Origin of the sequence: Tianweitania aestuarii (genome assembly GCF_018457165.1) — a bacterium.
In the GTDB taxonomy this organism is placed as follows: domain Bacteria; phylum Pseudomonadota; class Alphaproteobacteria; order Rhizobiales; family Rhizobiaceae; genus Tianweitania; species Tianweitania aestuarii.
Genome location: NZ_JAFMNX010000001.1, coordinates 457485 through 477195 on the forward strand (window position 1 = coordinate 457485; position 19711 = coordinate 477195).

The following is a 19711-nucleotide window of genomic DNA, read 5'->3' on the forward strand; positions in this document are numbered from 1 at the left end:
ACGGCGTGATTAGCCGATGATGCCCATGATGTCGGATTCCTTCATGATCAGAAGGTCTTCGCCATTGAGCTTGACTTCGGTGCCGGACCACTTGCCGAACAGAACGCGGTCGCCTGCCTTTACGTCGAGGGCAACGACCTTGCCGCTCTCGTCACGGGCGCCGGAACCAACGGCGACGATCTCGCCTTCCTGCGGCTTTTCCTTGGCAGTGTCGGGGATGATGATGCCGCCGGCGGTCTTTGCCTCGGACTCGACCCGACGAACGACCACACGGTCATGAAGCGGGCGGAAATTGCTGGCCATATCCAATACTTCCTCGGTTGGATGATGTCTGATGGTTCTGATGAACCGGTTAGCACTCACATTGGGAGAGTGCTAACGAGACGCCGAGATAGTCGAAGACGTTTCTGGTGTCAAGGTCAGCTGCGGTTATCGAGCTTGGGAAAACACCCGCTTCGGACTGTCGAGCGGCAGGCCCGTAGCTGGGTTTTCTCACACGAATGCGCAAGGCCTGTGACGCGCCACACCCACATTCGTCCAATTTTAGTTAATGGCGGAAAGGGCGTTCAGCTAACGATGCGCAGGTTCGAAAGCTCGTCGGCGATGCGCTTGAAATCGTCGGCAAGCGTCGCGCCGGTGGAGTTCCAGAACAGCTTTTCCGGATTGCCCTGTGCATCCTTGCGGAAACGGGACTCCGACGAGCAGGCCTTCAAGGCGTCGACCTGGGCCTTTTCAGCACCACTCCTGGCATCGAGATCGAGCGCAACGGTCATGACGATGATGTTGGCGCGCTTGGCGTTGGCGCAAAGCGTGTCGAACTGCTGGTTCAGCGCCTTCGTGTAGTTGCTGTTCGAGAAGCTCGTTGAAACAGTCGTGTTCAAGAAGATGCGTGGCTTGCCGGTGTTGCTGTAGTTCTTGCCTGCATAACCGTAGCTGCCATAGGTGGATCGATTTCTCGCCAGATCGTCGCCGCTCGGCGTGAAATAGGTGTTGGCGCCATCCGTCAGAACGATCAACACCTTATCGTTGCCGCGTTCGGCCTCCGAGCGCCCTCCCGTGAAAGGCGCTTGAGACGACAACACACGCCAGCCCCAGGCCATGCCTTCCGGAGTATTCGTGTTGCCGTTCGCACGCATTGCGTCGATCGCGCTCTTCACTTCATCGATGCCGGCTGTCGTGCCGACATCCTTCAAAGGAAGAATTGGGGTTGTGGTGCAGCCATAGTTTGGGCCTGAACCGGCGGAAAATCCGTTGCCGTGGCTGACATTGATGAATTTGGTCAGGTCACGCTGCCTGTCGGGGGCGCTTCTGTCGTCTGGCGCATAATCGGGCCACCAACTGTTCGCCGCGCGGCCGATATCGGCTTCATCGGGCGCGAACATCGGCACGAACAAGGTCGCCGGGTTGTTCTGTGAAGCAGCCGCATCGGTGACATTATAGGGGTAAGGCCGCGTTTCCACGCATCCGCCCCAAGTTGCAACGGGCGCGGTCGTGTTGCCTTGACCGGTATAGCGCCTGACATAATCAAACAGCGTGAAGCGCGTAAGATACGCATTCTCGAGACCGACCTCGGCCCAGTACCTCCCGCGGGCGCGCTTGGCGCCATTGACGTCCTCGACATACATGTTCGGGCTGCTGGCTCTTGTGCCGAAACTCGACCAGTCGAAGTTTTCGTGGTGAATGGGCGAAAGCCCGTTTCGGTCCATCCAGCTTTCATAACGATTGTCTGGTCCCACATTCACGGATGCGGAAAAGGGCACCAGACCGATCTGAACCGGCTTGTCGACCTGTTTCATCTTGCCGCTTTCGGCGGCCATCGTGTCGACGAGTTCTTTGGCGGCGTCCTTGAGAATATCCAGGCGCTGTCGGCCCGAGCCTCGCCCTCTGTCACCCATCGACCCGGAATTGTCGAGCACGAGCGCCACTTCGATCGTGTTCTTCAGCTTCACCTCGGTTGCTGCCGCGAAAGAAAGCGGGGTTCTCTGCTTTCCCATCAGCGACTGGAAGGTTCCGAAGAACACCGGATCATAGCTGAGATCGGCCGACATCTTGAGCGTACCGCCGCCGCCCTGGCCTGGAAGATCGACCTTCAGGGTTGCGCGGTTTGGGTTGATGTTGCCGAGATTGGCGTCGAAGAACTGCCGTGCATATTTCCGCACTTCAAGTTCCGATGCGCCCTCGAGAAGACGCCGCGCCGTTGCAATCCCTGATGCATCCAGCGCATTCAGCGTCATCTGCCGCTCGCGGCTCATTTCGCTGTAGTCCACGGCAAGCGCCACCGCGCCGAACAGCGGCACGGCCGCGATCACCGTCATCAGCGCGTAATTGCCGCTGGTGTCCTTGAGGAAGGCGCGGATCAGGGAGAAAAGGGATTGTCTCGTCATGGCGCGCGGCATGGCACGACAGCTCCTAAGATGCTGTTCGAGCGATCGTTCGCTTTTTAAGTGTTTTGCTCGAAGTGCGCCTGAGCTGCGCCTGAAGTGAAGGGCGAGCAACCGTTCCCGCGCGAACAGGGTGACAGCCGTCGGAGCTTGCGTTAAGCGAACCGCGCGCCATTCACCCATGTTTTTAGGACGGTTCATGTTATCAGCGCCGAAGATGATCGCCTCGCTCGATCAGGTCTCGGGACCCTATGCCGCAATCCTGTGCGATGTGTGGGGCGTGCTTCACAACGGCGTCGACAGCTTCAAGCCGGCCGTGGAAGCGCTGACGGCGGCGCGCGCCCGTGGGCTGGCGGTGGTGCTCATCACCAATGCCCCGCGCCCCTTCGGCGATGTGGAAGCCCAGATCCGCGGGCTTGGCGTCACGGCCGAAGCCTATGATCGCATCGTCACATCGGGCGACGTTACGCGCGAGCTGATCCGCAACGGTCCACGCCGCATCTATCATATCGGCACCGAGCGCGAGATGACGCTCTATGAAGGGCTCGACGTCGAGCTCGTCGAGGAATGGGAAGCGTCGGGCATCTGCTGCACCGGTCTGTTCGACGATCATACCGAAGCGCCCGACGACTACGCCGAACAGCTTCGCCGCTTACGCTCGCGCGATCTGCCGATGATCTGCGCCAATCCCGATATCGTGGTGGAACGGGGCCATGAGCTGGCTTGGTGCGCCGGCGCTTTGGCGCGCGATTACGGCTTGCTCGGCGGCCGCACGATGATTGCCGGCAAGCCGCATCGTCCGATCTATCAGGCGGCCTTCGCCGCTGCATCGCAGGTTCTCGGCCGTGAGATCGGTGCTGACGATTGTCTGGCGATCGGCGATGGCATGCTGACGGACGTGAAAGGCGCGGTCGATAACGGTGTCGATGTGCTCTATGTCTCGGCCGGTATCCACGCCCGCGAATACGGACCATCGCATGCGCCGGACATCGAACTGCTCGGCAGCTTCCTGGCCAAGCACAGTGCCGATCCGGTCGGCGTGATCCCGATGCTGCGATAACCCCGATGCTGCGCTAAGATGACCATTCTCCGCATTGCTTCACCGTCCGATCTGCCGGCGCATCTGCGCGGCGGCGTGGTTGCCATCGGCAACTTCGACGGTGTGCATCGCGGTCATTGCAGCGTGCTTGAACGGGCCCTCGAAATCGCTAGGGAAGCCGGCGTTCCGGCCTTGGTTCTCACCTTCGAACCGCATCCACGCTCCGTTTTTCGCCCGGAAAACCCGGTGTTCCGGTTGACCTCGGCGCCGATCCGCGCCCGGCTTCTGGATGCGCTCGGCTTCGATGGCGTGATCGAACAGCCGTTTAACCGCGACTTCGCCTCGACCTCGGCGGAAGACTTCGTGCAGGCGATCCTGCGCGACGCCCTCGACATCCGCCACGTCGTCACCGGCGTCGACTTCCATTTCGGTAAGGAGCGCCGGGGCGGTCCGGCCTTTCTCATGGCGGAAGGCGAGCGGCTCGGCTTCGGCGTCACCCTTGTGGATGCTTATCGCGACGAAAATGCCGAGGTGATTTCGTCGAGCCGTATCCGCTCGCTTCTCCAGGCCGGCGATGTCGCGCAAGCCGCCGGTCTCTTGGGCTACCGTTATACGGTTGAAGCGGAAGTGAGCCACGGGAAGAAGCTTGGTCGCACGCTCGGCTATCCCACGGCAAACATGCGCCTGCCGGCCGAAACCGATCTCGCACTCGGCATCTACGCCGTGCGCTATCGTCGCCCCGATGGAAGCCTGCATGATGGCGTTGCTTCCTTCGGCCGTCGTCCGACCGTGGACGCGGATGGGGCGCCGCTGCTCGAAACCTTTCTGTTCGACTTCAACGGCAATCTTTATGGCGAAGTCTCCTCCGTCTCATTCTTTGGCTTCCTGCGCGGCGAAGAGAAGTTCGACGATCTCGACGCTCTCGTGGTGCAGATGAAGCAGGACGAGGCGCAGGCGCGAGCGTTGCTTTCGCGCATCACTCCGCTGAGTGATTTGGATCGCGCCTTGTCATTCAGCGTGTAATTAGGCAGATCGAAACCAACGCTGCAGCAGATCCTCGAACGTGGACAAGGTTGCAGGCTGCAAGGAGTAGGTCATGCGTTACGGTTTGATGGGTTCGACGGCTGCGATTCTGTTGGCGGTCACCGCCTATGCTCAGGCTGCCGACCAGCTGGAAGCTCCGGTTGAAACCTCTACCAGCTTCTTTGGCGGCGAGTGGAGCCTGACGATCGGCGCGGCCGCTCTCGTCATGCCTGAATTCGAAGGCTCGAAGGACTACCGCTTCTTTGCGCAGCCGCTGATCTCCTTCGGCCGCAAGGGCACCGAACAGCGCTTCAGCTCGCGCAACGACAACATTTCCATCGCTTTCATCGACACCGGCAATTTCCGCGCCGGCCCGACCGGCAAGCTGGTGTTCGGTCGTGACAGCAACGATTACGACGACATCGAAGGTCTGAGCGATGTCGACTTCGGCGTGGAAGTGGGTGGCTTTGCCGAGTTCTACCCGACCGAATGGATCCGTTTCCGCGGCGAAGTGCGCCAGGCCATCGGCGCGCATGAAGGTCTGGTTGCCGACGGTGCAGTCGATGCCTTCGCTTACCTGACGCCGGCCCTACGCATTTCCGGTGGCCCGCGCATCACCTATGGCAACGACAAGTATTTCGATGCCTATTACGGCGTCGACTTCTCCGAAGCGGCTGTGACCGGCCTGTCGCCTTATTCGCCGGACGAGGGCATCGCGTCCTATGGCGTCGGCGGTGCGTTGACCTGGAAGGCCACCGACCGGATCGACACCAGCCTGTTCGGCGAATATCGCCGTTTGGCTGGTCCGGCCGAAGATTCCTCCATCGTTCAGGAGCGCGGCGACAAGAACCAGTTCACGGTTGGCGTGTCGGCAACCTACCGCTTCGACTTCGCTCTCTAAGCCGCTCGTTCCCCGTTAAATCCGGGGAACACCACGTTTCAGGGCAAGGCCAAGCGCAATCGCGGCCCAGCCCTGGAACACGAGATCGATTGCCAGGAACATGCCGAGCACCCAAAGGCTGTTCACCGGCCAGCCGAGCGCGATCACCACGCCGGCGAGAAGCGTCAGCAGGCCCGAAAGCACCATCCAGCCCCAGTTGTGGGATGGCCGCGATTGAAAGCCGACGCCGATCCGCGCCACGCCACTTGCAACAAGGGCGGCTGCGAGGAACAAGGTGAGAAAGGCCGAGGCCATGACGGGGTTGATCAGCGCCGCCAGACCGGCCAGCGCGTAGATCACGCCACCTAAGACCCACCAGAAGAAGCTCGACCAGCTTTTCACCGAAAACGCCTGCGCGATCTGAATGGCCGCGGCAATCAGCATGAGCAGGCCGACCGTGTAAACGGACGCCACCGTTGCCACCAGCGTGTTCAGGAACGCCATGGTGCCGAGCAGGATCAGCGCGATGCCGAGTGCAACGAACCAACCCCAGCGATGCCGCAGCTCGGCAACCGACAAGCGCGCGCGCTGATCAAGGTTGTTGCTTGTTGTGTTCGGCGTAAAGTTGGTCGGCATAAACGATATCCCCGCTAAAGCGGCTCAATCCGCTGCCCGGAAATTGGTTCCGCGCGGCAAGGGACGAGGCAAGTCCCTGCAGGCGCGTGAAACTTCGCGCTTTATTCCGGCTGCAGCCTTGGCTAAGAACGCCCTCATGCCAGCGCATCTGCCCCTGATCGCTCCTGCGATACGAATTATTGGCCCGGCCTTCCGGGCGGCCTGAGGCCACCGGAAGCTCCGGGATATCTGCGCGGCTTGGCTGCGCCCTTTCTGTTAGCCTGATCCTTCGACGCCGGCCTTTCCGTGCCGCCCTTCAGATGGCCTTGTTCTTATGTCCGACACGCCCCAGACGCTCGATTACTCCAAGACCCTTTATCTGCCGCAGACCGATTTCCCCATGCGCGCCGGCCTGCCGGACAAGGAGCCGCAGATCGTCCAGCGCTGGCAGGACATGGACCTCTACGCCAAGCTGCGCGAAAGCGGTGCCGGACGTCCGAAATACGTGCTGCATGATGGTCCGCCCTATGCCAACGGCAACATCCATATCGGTCATGCGCTGAACAAGATCCTGAAGGACGTCATCACGCGCTCCTTCCAGATGCGCGGCTACGATTCCAATTATGTTCCGGGCTGGGACTGCCACGGCCTGCCGATCGAATGGAAGATCGAGGAGCAGTATCGCGCCAAGGGTCTCGACAAGGATCAGGTCGAAATCAACGAGTTCCGCAAGGAGTGCCGCGACTTCGCCGCCAGCTGGATCGGCGTTCAGGGTGCGGAGTTCCAGCGCCTGGGCGTCGTTGGCGACTTCAAAAACCCCTACACCACGATGAACTTCCACGCCGAAGCGCGCATCGCCGGCGAGCTTCTGAAGTTCGCGATGTCCGACCAGCTGTATCGCGGCTCCAAGCCGGTGATGTGGTCGGTCGTGGAACGCACCGCACTCGCGGAAGCCGAGGTCGAATACCACGACTACGAGAGCGACACGATCTGGGTGAAGTTCCCGATCGCAACCGAGTCCAGGGCTCACGATCAGGCCATCGCAGAGATCAAGCAGGATCTTGCGCGGCGTGACGGCGAGGATTTCGGCGTCGAACAGCTGGAAGGCTTCGTTGCCGAACAGAGCCTTGCCGATGCCGCAGTGGTTATCTGGACAACGACGCCATGGACCATCCCCGGCAACCGCGCGGTCGCCTATTCCGACCGGGTCGAGTACGGCCTTTACGAAGTTGCTGCGGTCGAGAACGATTTCGGGCCGCGCGTTGGCGAAAAGCTGGTCTTCGCCAAGAAGCTCGCTGAGGATTCGGCTACCAAGGCCAAGCTGACGCTGAATCTCGTGCGCGACATCGCAGCCTCAGAATTGGCGGGCATGCAGCTTTCGCATCCCCTGAAGGGGTTCGGCGGCGGTTATGCGTTCACCGTCCCAATGGTGGCCGGCGACCACGTTACCGATGATGCCGGCACCGGCTTCGTTCACACCGCGCCGAGCCACGGCCGCGAAGACTTTGACGCCTGGATGGACGCAGCCCCGTCGCTGCGCCAGCGCGGCATCGACACAACCATCCCTTTTACCGTGGATGATGCCGGCTATTTCACCAAGGACGCGCCGGGCTTCGGACCGGATCGCGAAGGCGGTCCTGCGCGCGTCATCGACGACAACGGCAAGAAGGGCGACGCCAACAAGGCGGTCATCGAAGCGCTGATCGCGGCCGATGCGCTGTTTGCGCGCGGCCGTCTCAAGCATTCTTATCCGCATTCCTGGCGCTCCAAGAAGCCGGTGATCTTCCGCAACACGCCGCAATGGTTCGCCCATATGGACAAGGAACTGAACGGCTACGGTTTGTCCGACGGTGTGCAGCCGCAGGGAACCGATACGCTGCGGTCCCGCGCGCTCGCTGCCATCGATGCGACCCGCTTCGTGCCGGAGCAGGGGCAAACGCGCCTGCGCGCCATGATCGCCGATCGCCCGGACTGGGTTCTGTCGCGCCAGCGCGCCTGGGGCGTGCCGATCTGCGTGTTCGTGGATGAAGACGGCAACGTTCTCAAGGACGAGGGCGTCAATGCCCGCATCCTCGAAGCCTTCGAAGCCGAAGGTGCTGATGCCTGGTTTGCGCAAGGTGCGCGCGAGCGCTTCCTCGGAGCGCGCGCCGGCGAGCCGTGGAAAATGGTCCGCGACATTCTGGATGTCTGGTTCGACTCGGGCTCTACCCACACCTTCACGCTGGAAGATCGTCCCGACCTGAAATGGCCGGCCGACGTTTATCTCGAAGGCTCGGACCAGCATCGTGGGTGGTTCCATTCCTCGCTTCTGGAAAGCTGCGGCACGCGCGGCCGTGCGCCCTACAACGCCGTCGTCACCCATGGCTTCACCATGGACGAAGACGGTCGCAAGATGTCGAAGTCGCTCGGCAACACGGTTGTGCCGCAGGATGTCATGAAGCAGTCCGGCGCCGATATTCTGCGCCTGTGGGTCATGACCACCGATTACTGGGAAGACCAGCGCCTCGGCAAGAACGTGCTGCAAACCAACATCGACGCCTATCGCAAGATGCGCAACACCATCCGCTGGATGCTGGGCACGCTCGCGCATGACAATGGCGAAGATGTTGCTCTGGCCGACATGCCCGAACTTGAGCGGCTCATGCTGCACCGGCTGTCGGAACTCGATGAACTCGTGCGCAAGGGCTATGACGACTTCGAGTTCAAGCGCATCACGCGTGCGCTGATCGACTTCATGGTGGTGGAGCTTTCGGCTTTCTACTTCGACATCCGCAAGGACGCGCTGTACTGCGACGCGCCATCGAGCATGCGCCGCAAGGCCTCGCTCGTTGTTGTACGCCACCTCTTCAACTGCGTCGTGAAGTGGCTTGCGCCCATGCTGCCCTTCACCACAGAAGAAGCCTGGCGCGACCGCAACCCGGATGCCGTATCGGTTCATCTCGAGCAGTTCCCGGAGGTGCCGGCTGAGTGGCGCGACGATGCCCTTGCTGCCAAGTGGCGCAAGGTTCGTCAGGTCCGCAAGGTCGTGACGGCCGCCCTCGAAATCGAGCGCGCCAAGAAGGCGATCGGCTCGTCGCTCGAAGCGGCACCCTTCGTCCACATCACGGATGCGGAACTGGCAAAGGCCGTGGCCGATGTTGATCTCTCTGAGATCGCCATCACGTCAGGCCTCACCGTCTCGACGCAAGCAGCACCCGAGGGTGCCTATACGCTCGATGAAGTGGCCGGTGTTGCCGTGGTTCCGGCACTTGCGGACGGCACCAAATGCGCGCGCTCCTGGCGCTACACGGATGATGTCGGCAGCGATCCGGCCTATCCGGACGTGTCGGCGCGCGATGCGGCTGCCTTGCACGAGTTGAAGGCGCTCGGCCGTATCTGACCTATCTCACGGATACGTGGCGGTGAAGCAACGCGCATTGCGTTGCTCTCCGTCGCGCTTTCCTTTATGGCAACCATGCCTTGTTGTCGCCGGATTCCGCCGCGATGCAGGGCGATCCGCGGCTTGGGGAGCCGTGTCCGGTCCATGCCGGAAGAACTGCGTCTTCGATGCGGTTCGGTTTGATTGGTGATGAAGGGCGAAGCGACGATATGACAGGCTTCTCGGCAAGGCGTGCTGCAATTGTTGCGCCGGTTCTTTTCGCCAGCGCTTTGGCCGCCGGCTGCATGTCCTCGCCAACCTATGGCACGGACAAGACGGCCAACGAGCAGTTGGTCGACGACGTGTCGGGCATGTTTGCGCTCGGTCTCGGCGAAAAGCGCGAAAAGATCGACTACAAGCCGCGTCCCGATCTCGTACGGCCGACCAGCAATACCCTTCCTGCTCCGCAGCAAAGCGTTGCTTCCGCCGAAAACGGCGCTTGGCCGGAATCGCCCGAACAGCGCCGCGCGCGCATTCGCGCCGATGCTACGGCCAATCAGAACAACCCGAACTACCGTCCCGAAGTGGTGCCGGATGTCGATCCGAGCGCACGCGCACGCCAGCCGGTGCAGGTGAATGCCCGCTTGGCCGAGCGTCCGATGAACGGTCTGGAGCCCGGCGCGCGCAGCCAGCGAGATGAAGTCCGTCGCCGCGTGGCCGAACAGCGTCAGGGTAGCCCCACGAGCCGCAAATATCTCAGCGAGCCGCCGATCACCTATCGCCAGCCGGCCGCAAGCGCTGAAACCAACGATATCGGTGAAGACGAGGCCGTGAAGGAGCGTCGCGCCAAGGCTGCTGCACGGTCGGCGCCGGGTAGCGGTGGCGCGAAAAGCTGGATCCCCTGGCTTTAAACGTCGCGCTTCCCGCCAAAGAAGCGCCGCAGGAGATCTGCCGAGCGCGTTTCGCCTAGTCCCGAATAGGTATCCGGCACATGATGGCAGGTCGGCTGCGTGAAAAAGCGGCCGCCATGCTCCACTCCGCCGCCTTTGGGATCTGACGCCCCGTAATAAAGGCGCCGCAGCCGGGCAAAGGAAATGGCGCCCGCGCACATGGCGCAAGGCTCGAGCGTGACGTAAAGGTCGAGGCCTGTCAGTCGCTCCTGGCCAAGTTTTTCGCAGGCACCGCGGATCGCCACGATCTCGGCATGGGCGGTCGGATCGTTGCGCAAGCGCGTTTCGTTGCCGCCAACAGACACAACTGCGCCGTTTCGCACAAGAACGGCGCCAACGGGCACTTCGCCTCGGGCTGCCGCCAGTTCGGCCTGTTCAAAGGCGATGGACATGAAATCCGGCTGCGTCATCATCGTATCCGCGCTATAGAACTCGCCACGCATAGGCGAAGCGGGTATTTATCCGCCGAACACGACGAAGGCCACATGGACGACGACCGCAAAAAACCTTTCAAGCCCGGCAACAGCCGTCCGGGTGCCCGCGCTGACCGTGATGGTCCGCGCAACGACAAGCCCCGCTTCGACAAACCGCATGGCGACCGGCCGCGCGGTGATCGCCCAAGCGGCGACCGCCCGTTCGGCGAACGCAAATCCTTCGGCGAGCGCAAGTCGTTTGGCGACAAGCCGTCCTTCGGCGACAAGAAGTCGTTCGGTGATCGCAAGCCGCGCGAGGGGGACGCGCCGCCGCGTCGGCGTGTTGTTGAAGCGGAAGATCCGACCAATGGCGAGCGTATCGCCAAGCGTTTGGCGCGCGCCGGCATTTCGTCGCGTCGTGATGCCGAAGCGCTGATCGCCGACGGCCGCATTAAGGTCAACGGCGTGGTGCTGGACAGCCCGGCGCGCAATGTCACCGCCAATGATCGCATCGAACTCGACAACCGGCCGATCCCGGAAATCGAGCGCACGCGGCTGTTCCTGTTCCACAAGCCCGGCGGCGTCGTCACCACGAACAAGGATCCGGAAGGCCGTCGCACCGTGTTCGACGTTCTGCCTGCCGATCTGCCCCGCCTGATGACGGTCGGCCGCCTCGACATCAACACCGAAGGCCTCTTGCTCCTCACCAACGATGGCGGCCTGGCGCGCGTGCTCGAACTGCCGGCCACCGGCTGGCTGCGCCGCTACCGTGTGCGCGTTCACGGCACGGTGGACGAAGCCAGGCTTGCCGAGCTGAAGAACGGCATCGCGGTTGATGGCGTGTTTTATGGCTCGATCGAAGCAACGCTTGATCGCCAGCAGGGCACCAATGCCTGGCTGACGCTCGCCTTGCGCGAAGGCAAGAACCGCGAAGTCAAGAATGTGCTCGGCGCACTCGGCCTCGATGTGACCCGCCTGATCCGCATTTCTTATGGTCCGTTTCAGCTCGGCGAACTGCCGGAAGGCCAGGTGCAGGAACTGAAGGGCCGGTATCTCAGAGACCAGCTGGGCGAACGCCTGATGGCCGAATCCGGCGCAGTGTTCGATCTGCCTGATCGCGATGCGCCGGCACCGGCGCGTACGGAAGAACCGCAGCGCGAACGTCGCAGCGAAGTGACGCCCAACCGCAAGCGCGAGCGGGAAGACCACCGCACCGACATGCTCGACCGGCTGCAAACCAAGCCCGCCGGGCGCTTTGGCGACAAGCCCGCCGGTCGCTTTGGCGACAAACCAGCTGGTCGCTTCGGCGACAAGCCGGCGGGACGGTTCGGCGATAAGCCGGGCGGCTTCAAGCCGGGTGGTGCAGGGCCCCGCGGCAAGCGCGAAGAAGAACGCGCTCCACCGCCGCCGCGCCGCAATGCCAATGTCTGGATGGCGCCGGGCGCGCGTCCAAGAAGCGACAAGAAGGTTGAAGCGGAAGCGGCAGAACGTGCAGCCCGTGAGGAAGCGCGCGCACCGCGCTCGCGCCCATCATCGGACCGGCCTTTCCGCGACAATGCCGGTGGCGGCGACAACCGCGGCTTCCGTCCGCGCGGCGAGAGGCAAGAGGGTGGTGAGCGCACGTTCCGCGCCCGTCCGGCGGAAGGTCGTCCTTTCGTGAAGCGTGACCGGCCGGAAGGTGGTGACCGCCGTGAAACCAAGGGCGGCGAAGAGCGCAGCTTCAAGCCGCGCGGCGATCGTCCGGACAATGGCGGCAAGTCATACCGGCCGCGCTCCGCCGAAGGAGCGCTTTACGCCAAGCGCGAACGGCCGGAAGGTCGCAGCGACGACCGGGCTCAGCGTCCTGCAGGCGACAAGCCTTTCGCAAAGAAGCCGTTCGGCGACAAGCGTCCGTTCAACAAGGATCGTCCATCGGGCGGTGACAGGCCGGAAGGTCGCTCGTTCAAGCCACGAAGCGAGAACGGTCCTCGCACCGGTGGCGAGAACCGCGGCAATGACGGTCCGAAACGTGGTGGACCCGGCGGCGGCCCGAGGAGCGGCGGAAGAAATGCGGATCGTCGGCGGTGAGCTGCGCGGGCGCGCGCTTGCCACGCCCCGCACGCACTCCATTCGCCCCACGACGGACCGCACCCGCGAAGCGGTCTTCAACGTGCTTGCGCATCGCTTTCCCGATGCGCTCGAGAACCGGCGCGTGCTCGACCTGTTTGCAGGAACGGGCGCGCTCGGGCTTGAAGCGGTGTCGCGCGGCGCTGCAAGCGCGGTCTTCATCGAGGAAGGCGCGGAAGGGCGCGGTCTGATCCGCGAGAATGTGGAAGCCTTTGGTTTGCAGGGGCGCACAAGGATCTTTCGCCGCGACGCAACCTCGCTTGGTCCCATCGGCACCTTGCAGCCGTTCGGCCTTGTTTTCGCCGATCCGCCTTACAACAAGCAGCTCGGCGAAGCAGCACTCCTTTCGGCTTTGAAGGGCGGCTGGCTTGAGCCCGATGTTTTGTGCGTGGTGGAAGAAAGTGCGGCAGCACCGTTCGATCTGCCTCAAGGCTTCGTGACCGAAGACGAGCGAAGCTACGGCGAAACGATCATCCGTTTCATTCGCCGCGCCTGACTTTGGCCGCTTTCGCCTGACGTGTAGCGTGCTTGGAATTCTTCAGCGAACCCTTTACCGGGATTCGCGCAGTCTGCATTCGGAAGCGAGGGGCGGCATGGCGTTGCGCAAACTGGCATCGAACTGGGGCGGGGCGCTTGTGCTCGGCCTGTGTGTGGCGGGACCTGTTCCTGCGGCTTTGGCGCAGGAAAAGCCGGCTGCAACAGCCATGGAAAACGCAGCCACTGCGGCGGCTGAAAACAAGGTTGAGACCTTCACGCTGGCGAACGGCCTTCAGGTTGTGGTGATCCCCGATCGTCGCGCGCCGGTTGTCTCTCACATGCTGTGGTACAAGATCGGCAGCGCCGATGAAGCGCCCGGCAAGTCCGGCATCGCCCACTTCTTCGAGCATCTGATGTTCAAGGGTACGTCGAACCATCCGGCCGGCGAGTTCTCAGCGGCGGTGGCCGCGATCGGCGGCTCGGAAAACGCCTTCACCTCTTATGACTACACCGCATATTTCCAGCAGGTGTCGCCGGACGCTCTCGAAACGATGATGAGCTTCGAGGCCGATCGCATGCGCAACCTCGTTCTGACGGATGACGTGATCGGGCCGGAGCGCAATGTCGTTCTGGAAGAGCGTCGTTTGCGCATCGAAGGCGATCCAAGCGCGCTGCTTCAGGAAGAAATGTCGGCAACGCTCTACCAGAACCATCCCTACCGCATCCCCGTGATCGGCTGGATGCAGGAAATGGAAGAGCTCAACCGCGCCGACGCGATCGACTTCTACAACCGCTATTATGCGCCCAACAACGCCGTGCTGGTCGTAGCCGGCGATGTGGATGTCGAAGGCGTGAAGGCTCTGGCCGAAAAGACCTATGGCAAGGTCGAGCGCGGTCCGGATTTGCCGCCGCGTATCCGTCCGCAGGAACCGGAACAGAACACGGCGCGCACCGTCACGATGTCCGATCCGCGCGTGACGATCCCGAGCTATCAGAAATCCTGGGTCGTGCCATCTTATGGCAGCGCCAGGAAGGAGCCAGGACAGGCCGAAGCGCTTGATCTTCTCGCCGAGGTGCTCGGCGGCGGCGCGCGCAGCCGGCTTTATCAGGCGCTTGTCGTGAAGGAGAAGCTAGCGGCTTCCGTCGGCTCCTATTACCAGGGCACGGCGCTCGATGCGTCGAGCTTCACCGTTTACGGCTCGCCGATCGGCGACACCAAGCTCGAGACACTGGAAAAGGCCGTCGACGATGAGATCGCCCGTCTCGTGAAGGACGGCATCGGCGATCAGGAACTGGAGCGGGCCAAGAACCGCCTCGTGCGCGGCCTGATCTTTGCGCGTGACAACCAGTCCGGAATGGCGCGGATCTATGGTTCGGCGCTGACCACCGGCAGCGAGATCAAGGACATTCAGGAATGGCCTGATCGCATCAAGGCGCTGACCGCGGCTGATGTTCAGCGCGCTGCAGAGGAGTTCCTCAACCAGAAGCGTGCTGTCAGCAGCTACCTGCTGCCTGCCGGGGAGGAGAAGTCGTGAACCGCTTTCGTGAAATGATGGTTTTTCCCACCATGGCCCGTTTGAAGCTCGCTTTCGTCACCACCGTACTGGCTTTCCTGCTCTTGGCGATGCAGCCGCTGATGGCGCATGCCGCGGTGAAGATCCAGAAGGTGACAAGCCAATCCGGTGTGACCGCCTGGCTGGTGGAAGACTATTCTGTGCCGATCGTGTCCATGCGCTTTGCCTTCAAGGGCGGTTCCGTGCAGGACCCCGTCGGCAAGGAAGGCCTGGCAACTCTGATGTCCGGCCTGTTCGACGAAGGCGCGGGCGATCTCGATCGCGACGCCTATCAGGACCGCCTGGACGATTCCGGCGCCGAGATCAGCTTCTCCTCGACCAGCGATGAGATCTACGGCTCGTTCCGCGCGATCCAGGAAGATCTGGACGAAGGCGTGGATCTGCTCGCGCTCGCCGTGCAGAAGCCGCGCTTCGATCCCGAGCCGGTTGAACGCATCCGCTCGCAGCTGCTGGCCGGCATCACCGCGCGTTCTCGTGATCCGCAAGAACAGGCCAAGATCGCCTGGAGCCGCGCCGTGTATGGTTCGCACCCCTATGCTCGCCAGGAAGATGGCGGTACGCAGAGCCTGACGGGTCTGACGCGCGACGACCTCGTCGCCATGCACAAGGCGCAGTTTGCGCGCGACAATCTCGTTGTCAGCGTTGTCGGCGCCATTGATGCGGAAAAGGTCAAGCAGGTTCTCGACGAAGTCTTCGGCCCGCTGCCCGAACATGCCAAGCTCCGCGACATTCCGCAGGCCGACATGAAGCTCGGGCAGGACATCAAGATCGACTACGACCTGCCGCAAACCAGCATCCAGCTGGCTTATCCCGGCGTCGACCGCAAGGATCCCGGCTTCTTCGCAGCCTATCTCATGAACGAAGTTCTGGGCGGCGGCACCTTTTCGTCGCGCTTGTTCGAGGAAGTGCGCGAAAAGCGCGGTCTGGCCTATGGCGTCGGTTCGTCCTTGTCGACGCGCCGTTATTCGTCGGCACTCGCCATCGGCACCGCGACCCGTTCGGATCGTGCCGATGAGACGCTCGACCTCATCCGCCAGGAAGTGAAGCGGATGGCGGACGAAGGTCCGACGCAGGAAGAACTGGACAAGGCCAAGCGCTACACGATCGGCGCTTATGCCATCAACAATCTCGACAGCTCTGGCTCGATCGCAGCGACGCTGACTCAGATCCAGCTGGAAGATCTCGGCATCGATTACATCGAGCGCCGCGAAGGGCTGATCGAGGCTGTGACGCTGGACGATGTGAAGGCGCAGGCAAAGCGCTTGCTTGAAGCCCAGCCTGCGATCATGATCGTTGGACCGGCCAAGGCAGATAAAGCCGCAACGCCGCTAGCTACGCCCTCAACGGCACCTGCGCCGGCTCCCGCTGGCGAGCTGCCGGAGACGCCGGCCGGCAATGAAGGAAAGACCCAGACCGGAGGGTGAAATGGCCTTCGATGATGTGGTGGACGTCAGCCAAAGCCAGATAAGGCCGCTGCCGTCGCGAACCGAACCCAGCTTCGCCGTCGCCTTCGGCGGAGGCGGCGCGCGCGGCCTTGCCCACATCCACGTCATCGAAGCCCTGGACGAACTCGGCATCCGCCCTGTCGCGATTGCCGGCTCGTCCATCGGCGCCATCATGGGCGCCGCCATGTCGTCCGGATTGAGCGGCCACGACATCCATGACTTCGCCCGCGCAGTTCTGTGCAAGCGCGCAGAACTGACGCGGCGCATGTGGAGCGCGCGTCCAGGCACCATCGGCGATCTGATGTCGTCGGGTCTGCGGGTCAGCCAGTTCAACATCCAACGCCTTTTGAGCGCTTTTCTGCCCGAAGGACTGCCCGTCACATTCGAGGATCTGCAGATCCCCTTGAAGGTGACCGCAACCGATTTCTTCAAGCAGGAGCAAGTGGTTATCGAAGAAGGCGACCTGCATTCGGCCTTATGCGCGTCGGCCGCGATCCCCGCGATCTTCAGTCCCGTTCAACGCGACGGCCGAACCTTGATCGATGGCGGGATCTATAATCCCGTGCCCTTCGATTTGGTGGAAGGCCTCGCTGATGTGGTGATCGCCATCGACGTGATCGGTGACCCGATGGAGGACAGGGGGCGGACCTTGAAGTCGATGGACATGCTGCTTGGCGCCAACCAGATCATGATGCAGGCCATCAACCAGTTGAAGATGAAGCAAAACCCGCCGGCGATCTATTTGCGGCCCGGCACGCGCTATCGGGCGCTCGACTTCCTCAAGATCGATCGAGTCCTGGCCGAAACGGTGTCGGTCAAGGATGAACTCAAGCGTGCCGTCGAGACTGCAGTCAAAGCCGCCGCTTGACCTGCATTTAAAACACTCGCGCCATTGCGAAGGCCCGGGGCGGGCAATAGATGGTTGAGTGAGCCGGTTTCGCTCTGCCATATCGCGTTTTTACCCCGCTTTCGCGCCGCTATTTGCCCGTTTAGGAACACAGAATGCCCGAAACATCCGCCGAAAAGCTCGTCGATCAGGTCGCGGCGTTGGTGGAAGCAGCCAAGCGCGCGGGTGCCGATGCTGCCGATGCGGTTGCCGTTCGCGGACGCTCCGTCGGTGTTTCCGTTCGCTTAGGCAAGGTCGAGAACACGGAAGCTTCTGAGAGCGACGACATCTCGCTGCGGGTCTTTGTCGGGCAGCGTGTCGCGAATATTTCCGCCAATGCCGGCGCCGACATTGCAGCTTTGGCAGAGCGCGCCGTGGCGATGGCCAAGGTTTCGCCGGAAGATCCCTTCCAGTCACTGGCCGATCCATCGCTTCTGGCGGATGGTGTCGATGATCTCGATCTTTTCGACCCGACCGAGCTGTCCGGCGACCAGCTGCGCCAGGCAGCGCTTGAGGCTGAGGAAGCAGCACTCGGCGTTGCAGGCGTCACGAACTCGGCCGGCAGCGGTGCTGGCTTCGGGTATGGTGGGCTGGTTCTGGCGACCTCGCATGGCTTTACCGGCCATTATGTCGGCTCGCGCTTTTCCCGTTCGGTCAGCGTGATTGCGGGCGAGGGCACCGGCATGGAGCGCGATTATGATTTCTCGTCGCGCATTCATTTCAACGAGCTGGACGATGCCGCCACCATCGGCCGTCGCGCCGGCGAGCGCGCGGTTCGGCGCTTGAAGCCGCGCAAGGCGAAGACCGGGCCGGTGACGGTGGTGTTCGATCCGCGTGTTTCGCGCGGCATCGCGGGTCATCTGGCAGGCGCGATCAACGGTGCTTCGGTGGCGCGAAAGACGAGCTTCCTGCGCGATTCCATGGGCAAGCAGGTGGCATCCGCGGCAATCACCGTCACGGACGATCCGACGCGCAAGCGCGGTTCGGCATCGCGGCCGTTTGACGGAGAAGGTGTGCGCGGCCAGCCGCTGTTGATGGTGGACAAGGGCGTGCTGCAGCAATGGTTCCTGTCCACCTCCGCCGCAAGGGAGCTCGGCCTCGTTACCAACGGACGCGGTGCGCGTCACGGCACATCGGTCTCACCGAGCTCCACTAACCTCGCAATCGAGCCCGGAACGATTGCGCCGGAAGAGATGATCGCCGACCTGCCGAGCGGGTTCTACGTGACGGAAGTGTTCGGCCAGGGCGTCAACATGGTAACCGGCGAATACAGCCGTGGCGCGTCGGGCTTCTGGATCGAGAATGGTGAACTGGCCTATCCGGTTGCCGAAGTGACGATCGCTTCCAACTTGAAGGATATGTTCCTGCGCATGGTGCCGGCTTCCGATGTGGACCGCAACTTCGGCACCGCGGCGCCAACCTTGCTGATCGAGGGGATGACGCTTGCTGGAAGCTGACACGACCGCCACGGCCTTCGACGCCGATCTCAAGCTGATCCGCGATGCCGCGCGTGAAGCGGGCGAGATTGCGATGCGCTATTTCCAGAAGTCGCCGGAAGTCTGGTGGAAGGAAGGCCAGTCGCCGGTCAGCGAAGGCGATTACGCCGTCGACAAGTTTCTGCGCGAAACGCTCACGGCGGCGCGTCCTGATTACGGCTGGCTGTCGGAAGAAACGGCCGACAATCTCGAGCGGCTTTCGGCCAAGCGCACCTTCGTGGTGGACCCGATCGACGGCACGCGTGCGTATATCGAGGGCAAGCCGACCTGGTGCGTGTCGATCGGCGTGGTGGAAGATGGACGCTCGATCGCCGGCGTGCTCGATTGTCCGGTGAAGAACGAGGTCTTCGAGGCTGCACGCGGCGGCGGAGCGCGGCTGAACGGCCATGCCATCGCCGTCGCACCAACGCGCGCAGAGCCTGCAATCGGCGGGCCGAAGCCGATGATCCAGTCTCTCGATGAAGCCGATCGACGTGATTTTCGCCCGGTGAGCTATGTGCCTTCGCTGGCCTACCGTGTCGCGATGGTGGCGCGTGGCGAGATCGACGCGACGTTCGTGAAGCCCGATTCGCATGATTGGGATCTGGCTGGCGCCGACTGCATTCTGCATGAAGCGGGCGGAGCGATCGTGGATGCCACCGGTGAACCGCTGGTTTACGCAACGGCCAATTCCAAGCATGGCGCCCTTGCGGCCGGCAGTGGCCCTTTGCTTGCGAAGATGACGACCATCCTCACAAAATTCCGGTGACTTCACAGCCACCCCCCATGTAGAACCGCCTTCATTTCCACTACCCTGATTTTCTTTAGGAGAGCCGCATGACGGAACAAACGGAACCCAAGCAGCTCCTGCACCTCGTTTTCGGGGGCGAGCTGAGCTCCCTCAAGGGCGTCGATTTCCGCAACCTGGACGACCTCGACATTGTCGGCGTCTTTCCCGACTACAAGTCGGCCGAACGCGCCTGGCGCGCCAAGGCGCAAGAAACGGTCGACAACGCCCATATGCGCTATTTCATCGTGCATCTTCACCGCCTTCTCGAACCGGCAGCGCCTGCGGCACCGCAAGCGTGA

At 62.4% G+C, this 19711-nt stretch carries 17 protein-coding genes; 13 read left to right on the plus strand and 4 right to left on the minus strand.

Annotated elements, in window-relative coordinates:
- Positions 1-9: 9 nt before the first annotated feature.
- Together groES and JYU29_RS02175 are read right to left on the minus strand one after the other, a co-directional pair.
- Positions 10-303 carry a co-chaperone GroES gene (gene groES / locus JYU29_RS02170; protein ID WP_213983127.1) on the minus strand — a complete coding sequence of 98 codons (294 nt, stop codon included), beginning with the start codon at positions 301-303 and terminating at the stop codon, positions 10-12.
- 263 nt (positions 304-566) lie between these two features.
- Positions 567-2396, minus strand: coding sequence for a pilus assembly protein TadG-related protein (locus JYU29_RS02175; RefSeq protein WP_250157147.1), 1830 nt, complete (start codon positions 2394-2396; stop codon positions 567-569).
- 184 nt (positions 2397-2580) lie between these two features.
- Between JYU29_RS02175 and JYU29_RS02180 the strand changes: the two genes are divergently transcribed.
- The 3 genes from JYU29_RS02180 to JYU29_RS02190 all read left to right on the plus strand — a co-directional run bounded on the left by JYU29_RS02180 (position 2581) and on the right by JYU29_RS02190 (position 5344).
- Complete coding sequence (locus tag JYU29_RS02180; protein ID WP_213983128.1) at positions 2581-3441, plus strand: TIGR01459 family HAD-type hydrolase; 861 nt, start codon at positions 2581-2583, stop codon at positions 3439-3441.
- An 18-nt stretch (positions 3442-3459) separates the two neighbouring features.
- Positions 3460-4443: a bifunctional riboflavin kinase/FAD synthetase gene (locus tag JYU29_RS02185; RefSeq protein WP_213983129.1), complete on the plus strand. Its 984-nt coding sequence runs from the start codon at positions 3460-3462 to the stop codon at positions 4441-4443.
- 73 nt (positions 4444-4516) lie between these two features.
- Positions 4517-5344 carry a MipA/OmpV family protein gene (locus JYU29_RS02190; RefSeq protein WP_250157148.1) on the plus strand — a complete coding sequence of 276 codons (828 nt, stop codon included), beginning with the start codon at positions 4517-4519 and terminating at the stop codon, positions 5342-5344.
- A gap of 15 nt (positions 5345-5359) precedes the next feature.
- Here the strand turns inward: JYU29_RS02190 and JYU29_RS02195 are convergent, their stop codons facing one another.
- Complete coding sequence (locus JYU29_RS02195) at positions 5360-5959, minus strand: HdeD family acid-resistance protein (protein WP_213983130.1); 600 nt, start codon at positions 5957-5959, stop codon at positions 5360-5362.
- A 313-nt stretch (positions 5960-6272) separates the two neighbouring features.
- Here JYU29_RS02195 and ileS point away from each other — a divergent pair, with 313 nt between their 5' ends.
- Together ileS and JYU29_RS02205 are read left to right on the plus strand one after the other, a co-directional pair.
- A complete protein-coding gene (gene ileS / locus JYU29_RS02200) occupies positions 6273-9317 on the plus strand; it encodes an isoleucine--tRNA ligase (RefSeq protein ID WP_213983131.1) in 3045 nt (1014 codons plus the stop codon).
- 209 nt (positions 9318-9526) lie between these two features.
- Positions 9527-10207 carry a hypothetical protein gene (locus JYU29_RS02205; protein WP_213983132.1) on the plus strand — a complete coding sequence of 227 codons (681 nt, stop codon included), beginning with the start codon at positions 9527-9529 and terminating at the stop codon, positions 10205-10207.
- On the opposite strand, the gene JYU29_RS02210 is transcribed toward JYU29_RS02205, so the two are convergent.
- Positions 10204-10656 carry a nucleoside deaminase gene (locus tag JYU29_RS02210; RefSeq protein WP_431192833.1) on the minus strand — a complete coding sequence of 151 codons (453 nt, stop codon included), beginning with the start codon at positions 10654-10656 and terminating at the stop codon, positions 10204-10206. The genes JYU29_RS02205 and JYU29_RS02210 overlap by 4 nt on opposite strands.
- A gap of 75 nt (positions 10657-10731) precedes the next feature.
- Here JYU29_RS02210 and JYU29_RS02215 point away from each other — a divergent pair, with 75 nt between their 5' ends.
- The 8 genes from JYU29_RS02215 (at position 10732) to JYU29_RS02250 (ending at position 19711) form a co-directional block, all read left to right on the plus strand.
- Positions 10732-12726: a pseudouridine synthase gene (locus JYU29_RS02215; protein WP_213983133.1), complete on the plus strand. Its 1995-nt coding sequence runs from the start codon at positions 10732-10734 to the stop codon at positions 12724-12726.
- Positions 12707-13261, plus strand: a complete 555-nt coding sequence (rsmD, locus tag JYU29_RS02220; protein ID WP_213983134.1) for a 16S rRNA (guanine(966)-N(2))-methyltransferase RsmD — start codon at positions 12707-12709, stop codon at positions 13259-13261. The genes JYU29_RS02215 and rsmD overlap by 20 nt, the downstream gene beginning before the upstream one ends.
- Before the next feature lie 208 nt (positions 13262-13469).
- Positions 13470-14777 carry a M16 family metallopeptidase gene (locus JYU29_RS02225; protein WP_213984215.1) on the plus strand — a complete coding sequence of 436 codons (1308 nt, stop codon included), beginning with the start codon at positions 13470-13472 and terminating at the stop codon, positions 14775-14777.
- Between the two features lie 14 nt (positions 14778-14791).
- Positions 14792-16240 carry a M16 family metallopeptidase gene (locus JYU29_RS02230; RefSeq protein WP_213984216.1) on the plus strand — a complete coding sequence of 483 codons (1449 nt, stop codon included), beginning with the start codon at positions 14792-14794 and terminating at the stop codon, positions 16238-16240.
- A 1-nt stretch (position 16241) separates the two neighbouring features.
- A complete protein-coding gene (locus tag JYU29_RS02235; RefSeq protein ID WP_213983135.1) occupies positions 16242-17129 on the plus strand; it encodes a patatin-like phospholipase family protein in 888 nt (295 codons plus the stop codon).
- A gap of 134 nt (positions 17130-17263) precedes the next feature.
- Positions 17264-18604: a TldD/PmbA family protein gene (locus JYU29_RS02240; protein WP_213983136.1), complete on the plus strand. Its 1341-nt coding sequence runs from the start codon at positions 17264-17266 to the stop codon at positions 18602-18604.
- Positions 18591-19391, plus strand: coding sequence for a 3'(2'),5'-bisphosphate nucleotidase CysQ (locus JYU29_RS02245; protein ID WP_250157149.1), 801 nt, complete (start codon positions 18591-18593; stop codon positions 19389-19391). The genes JYU29_RS02240 and JYU29_RS02245 overlap by 14 nt, the downstream gene beginning before the upstream one ends.
- Positions 19392-19459: 68 nt before the next feature.
- A complete protein-coding gene (locus JYU29_RS02250) occupies positions 19460-19711 on the plus strand; it encodes a DUF4170 domain-containing protein (protein ID WP_213983137.1) in 252 nt (83 codons plus the stop codon).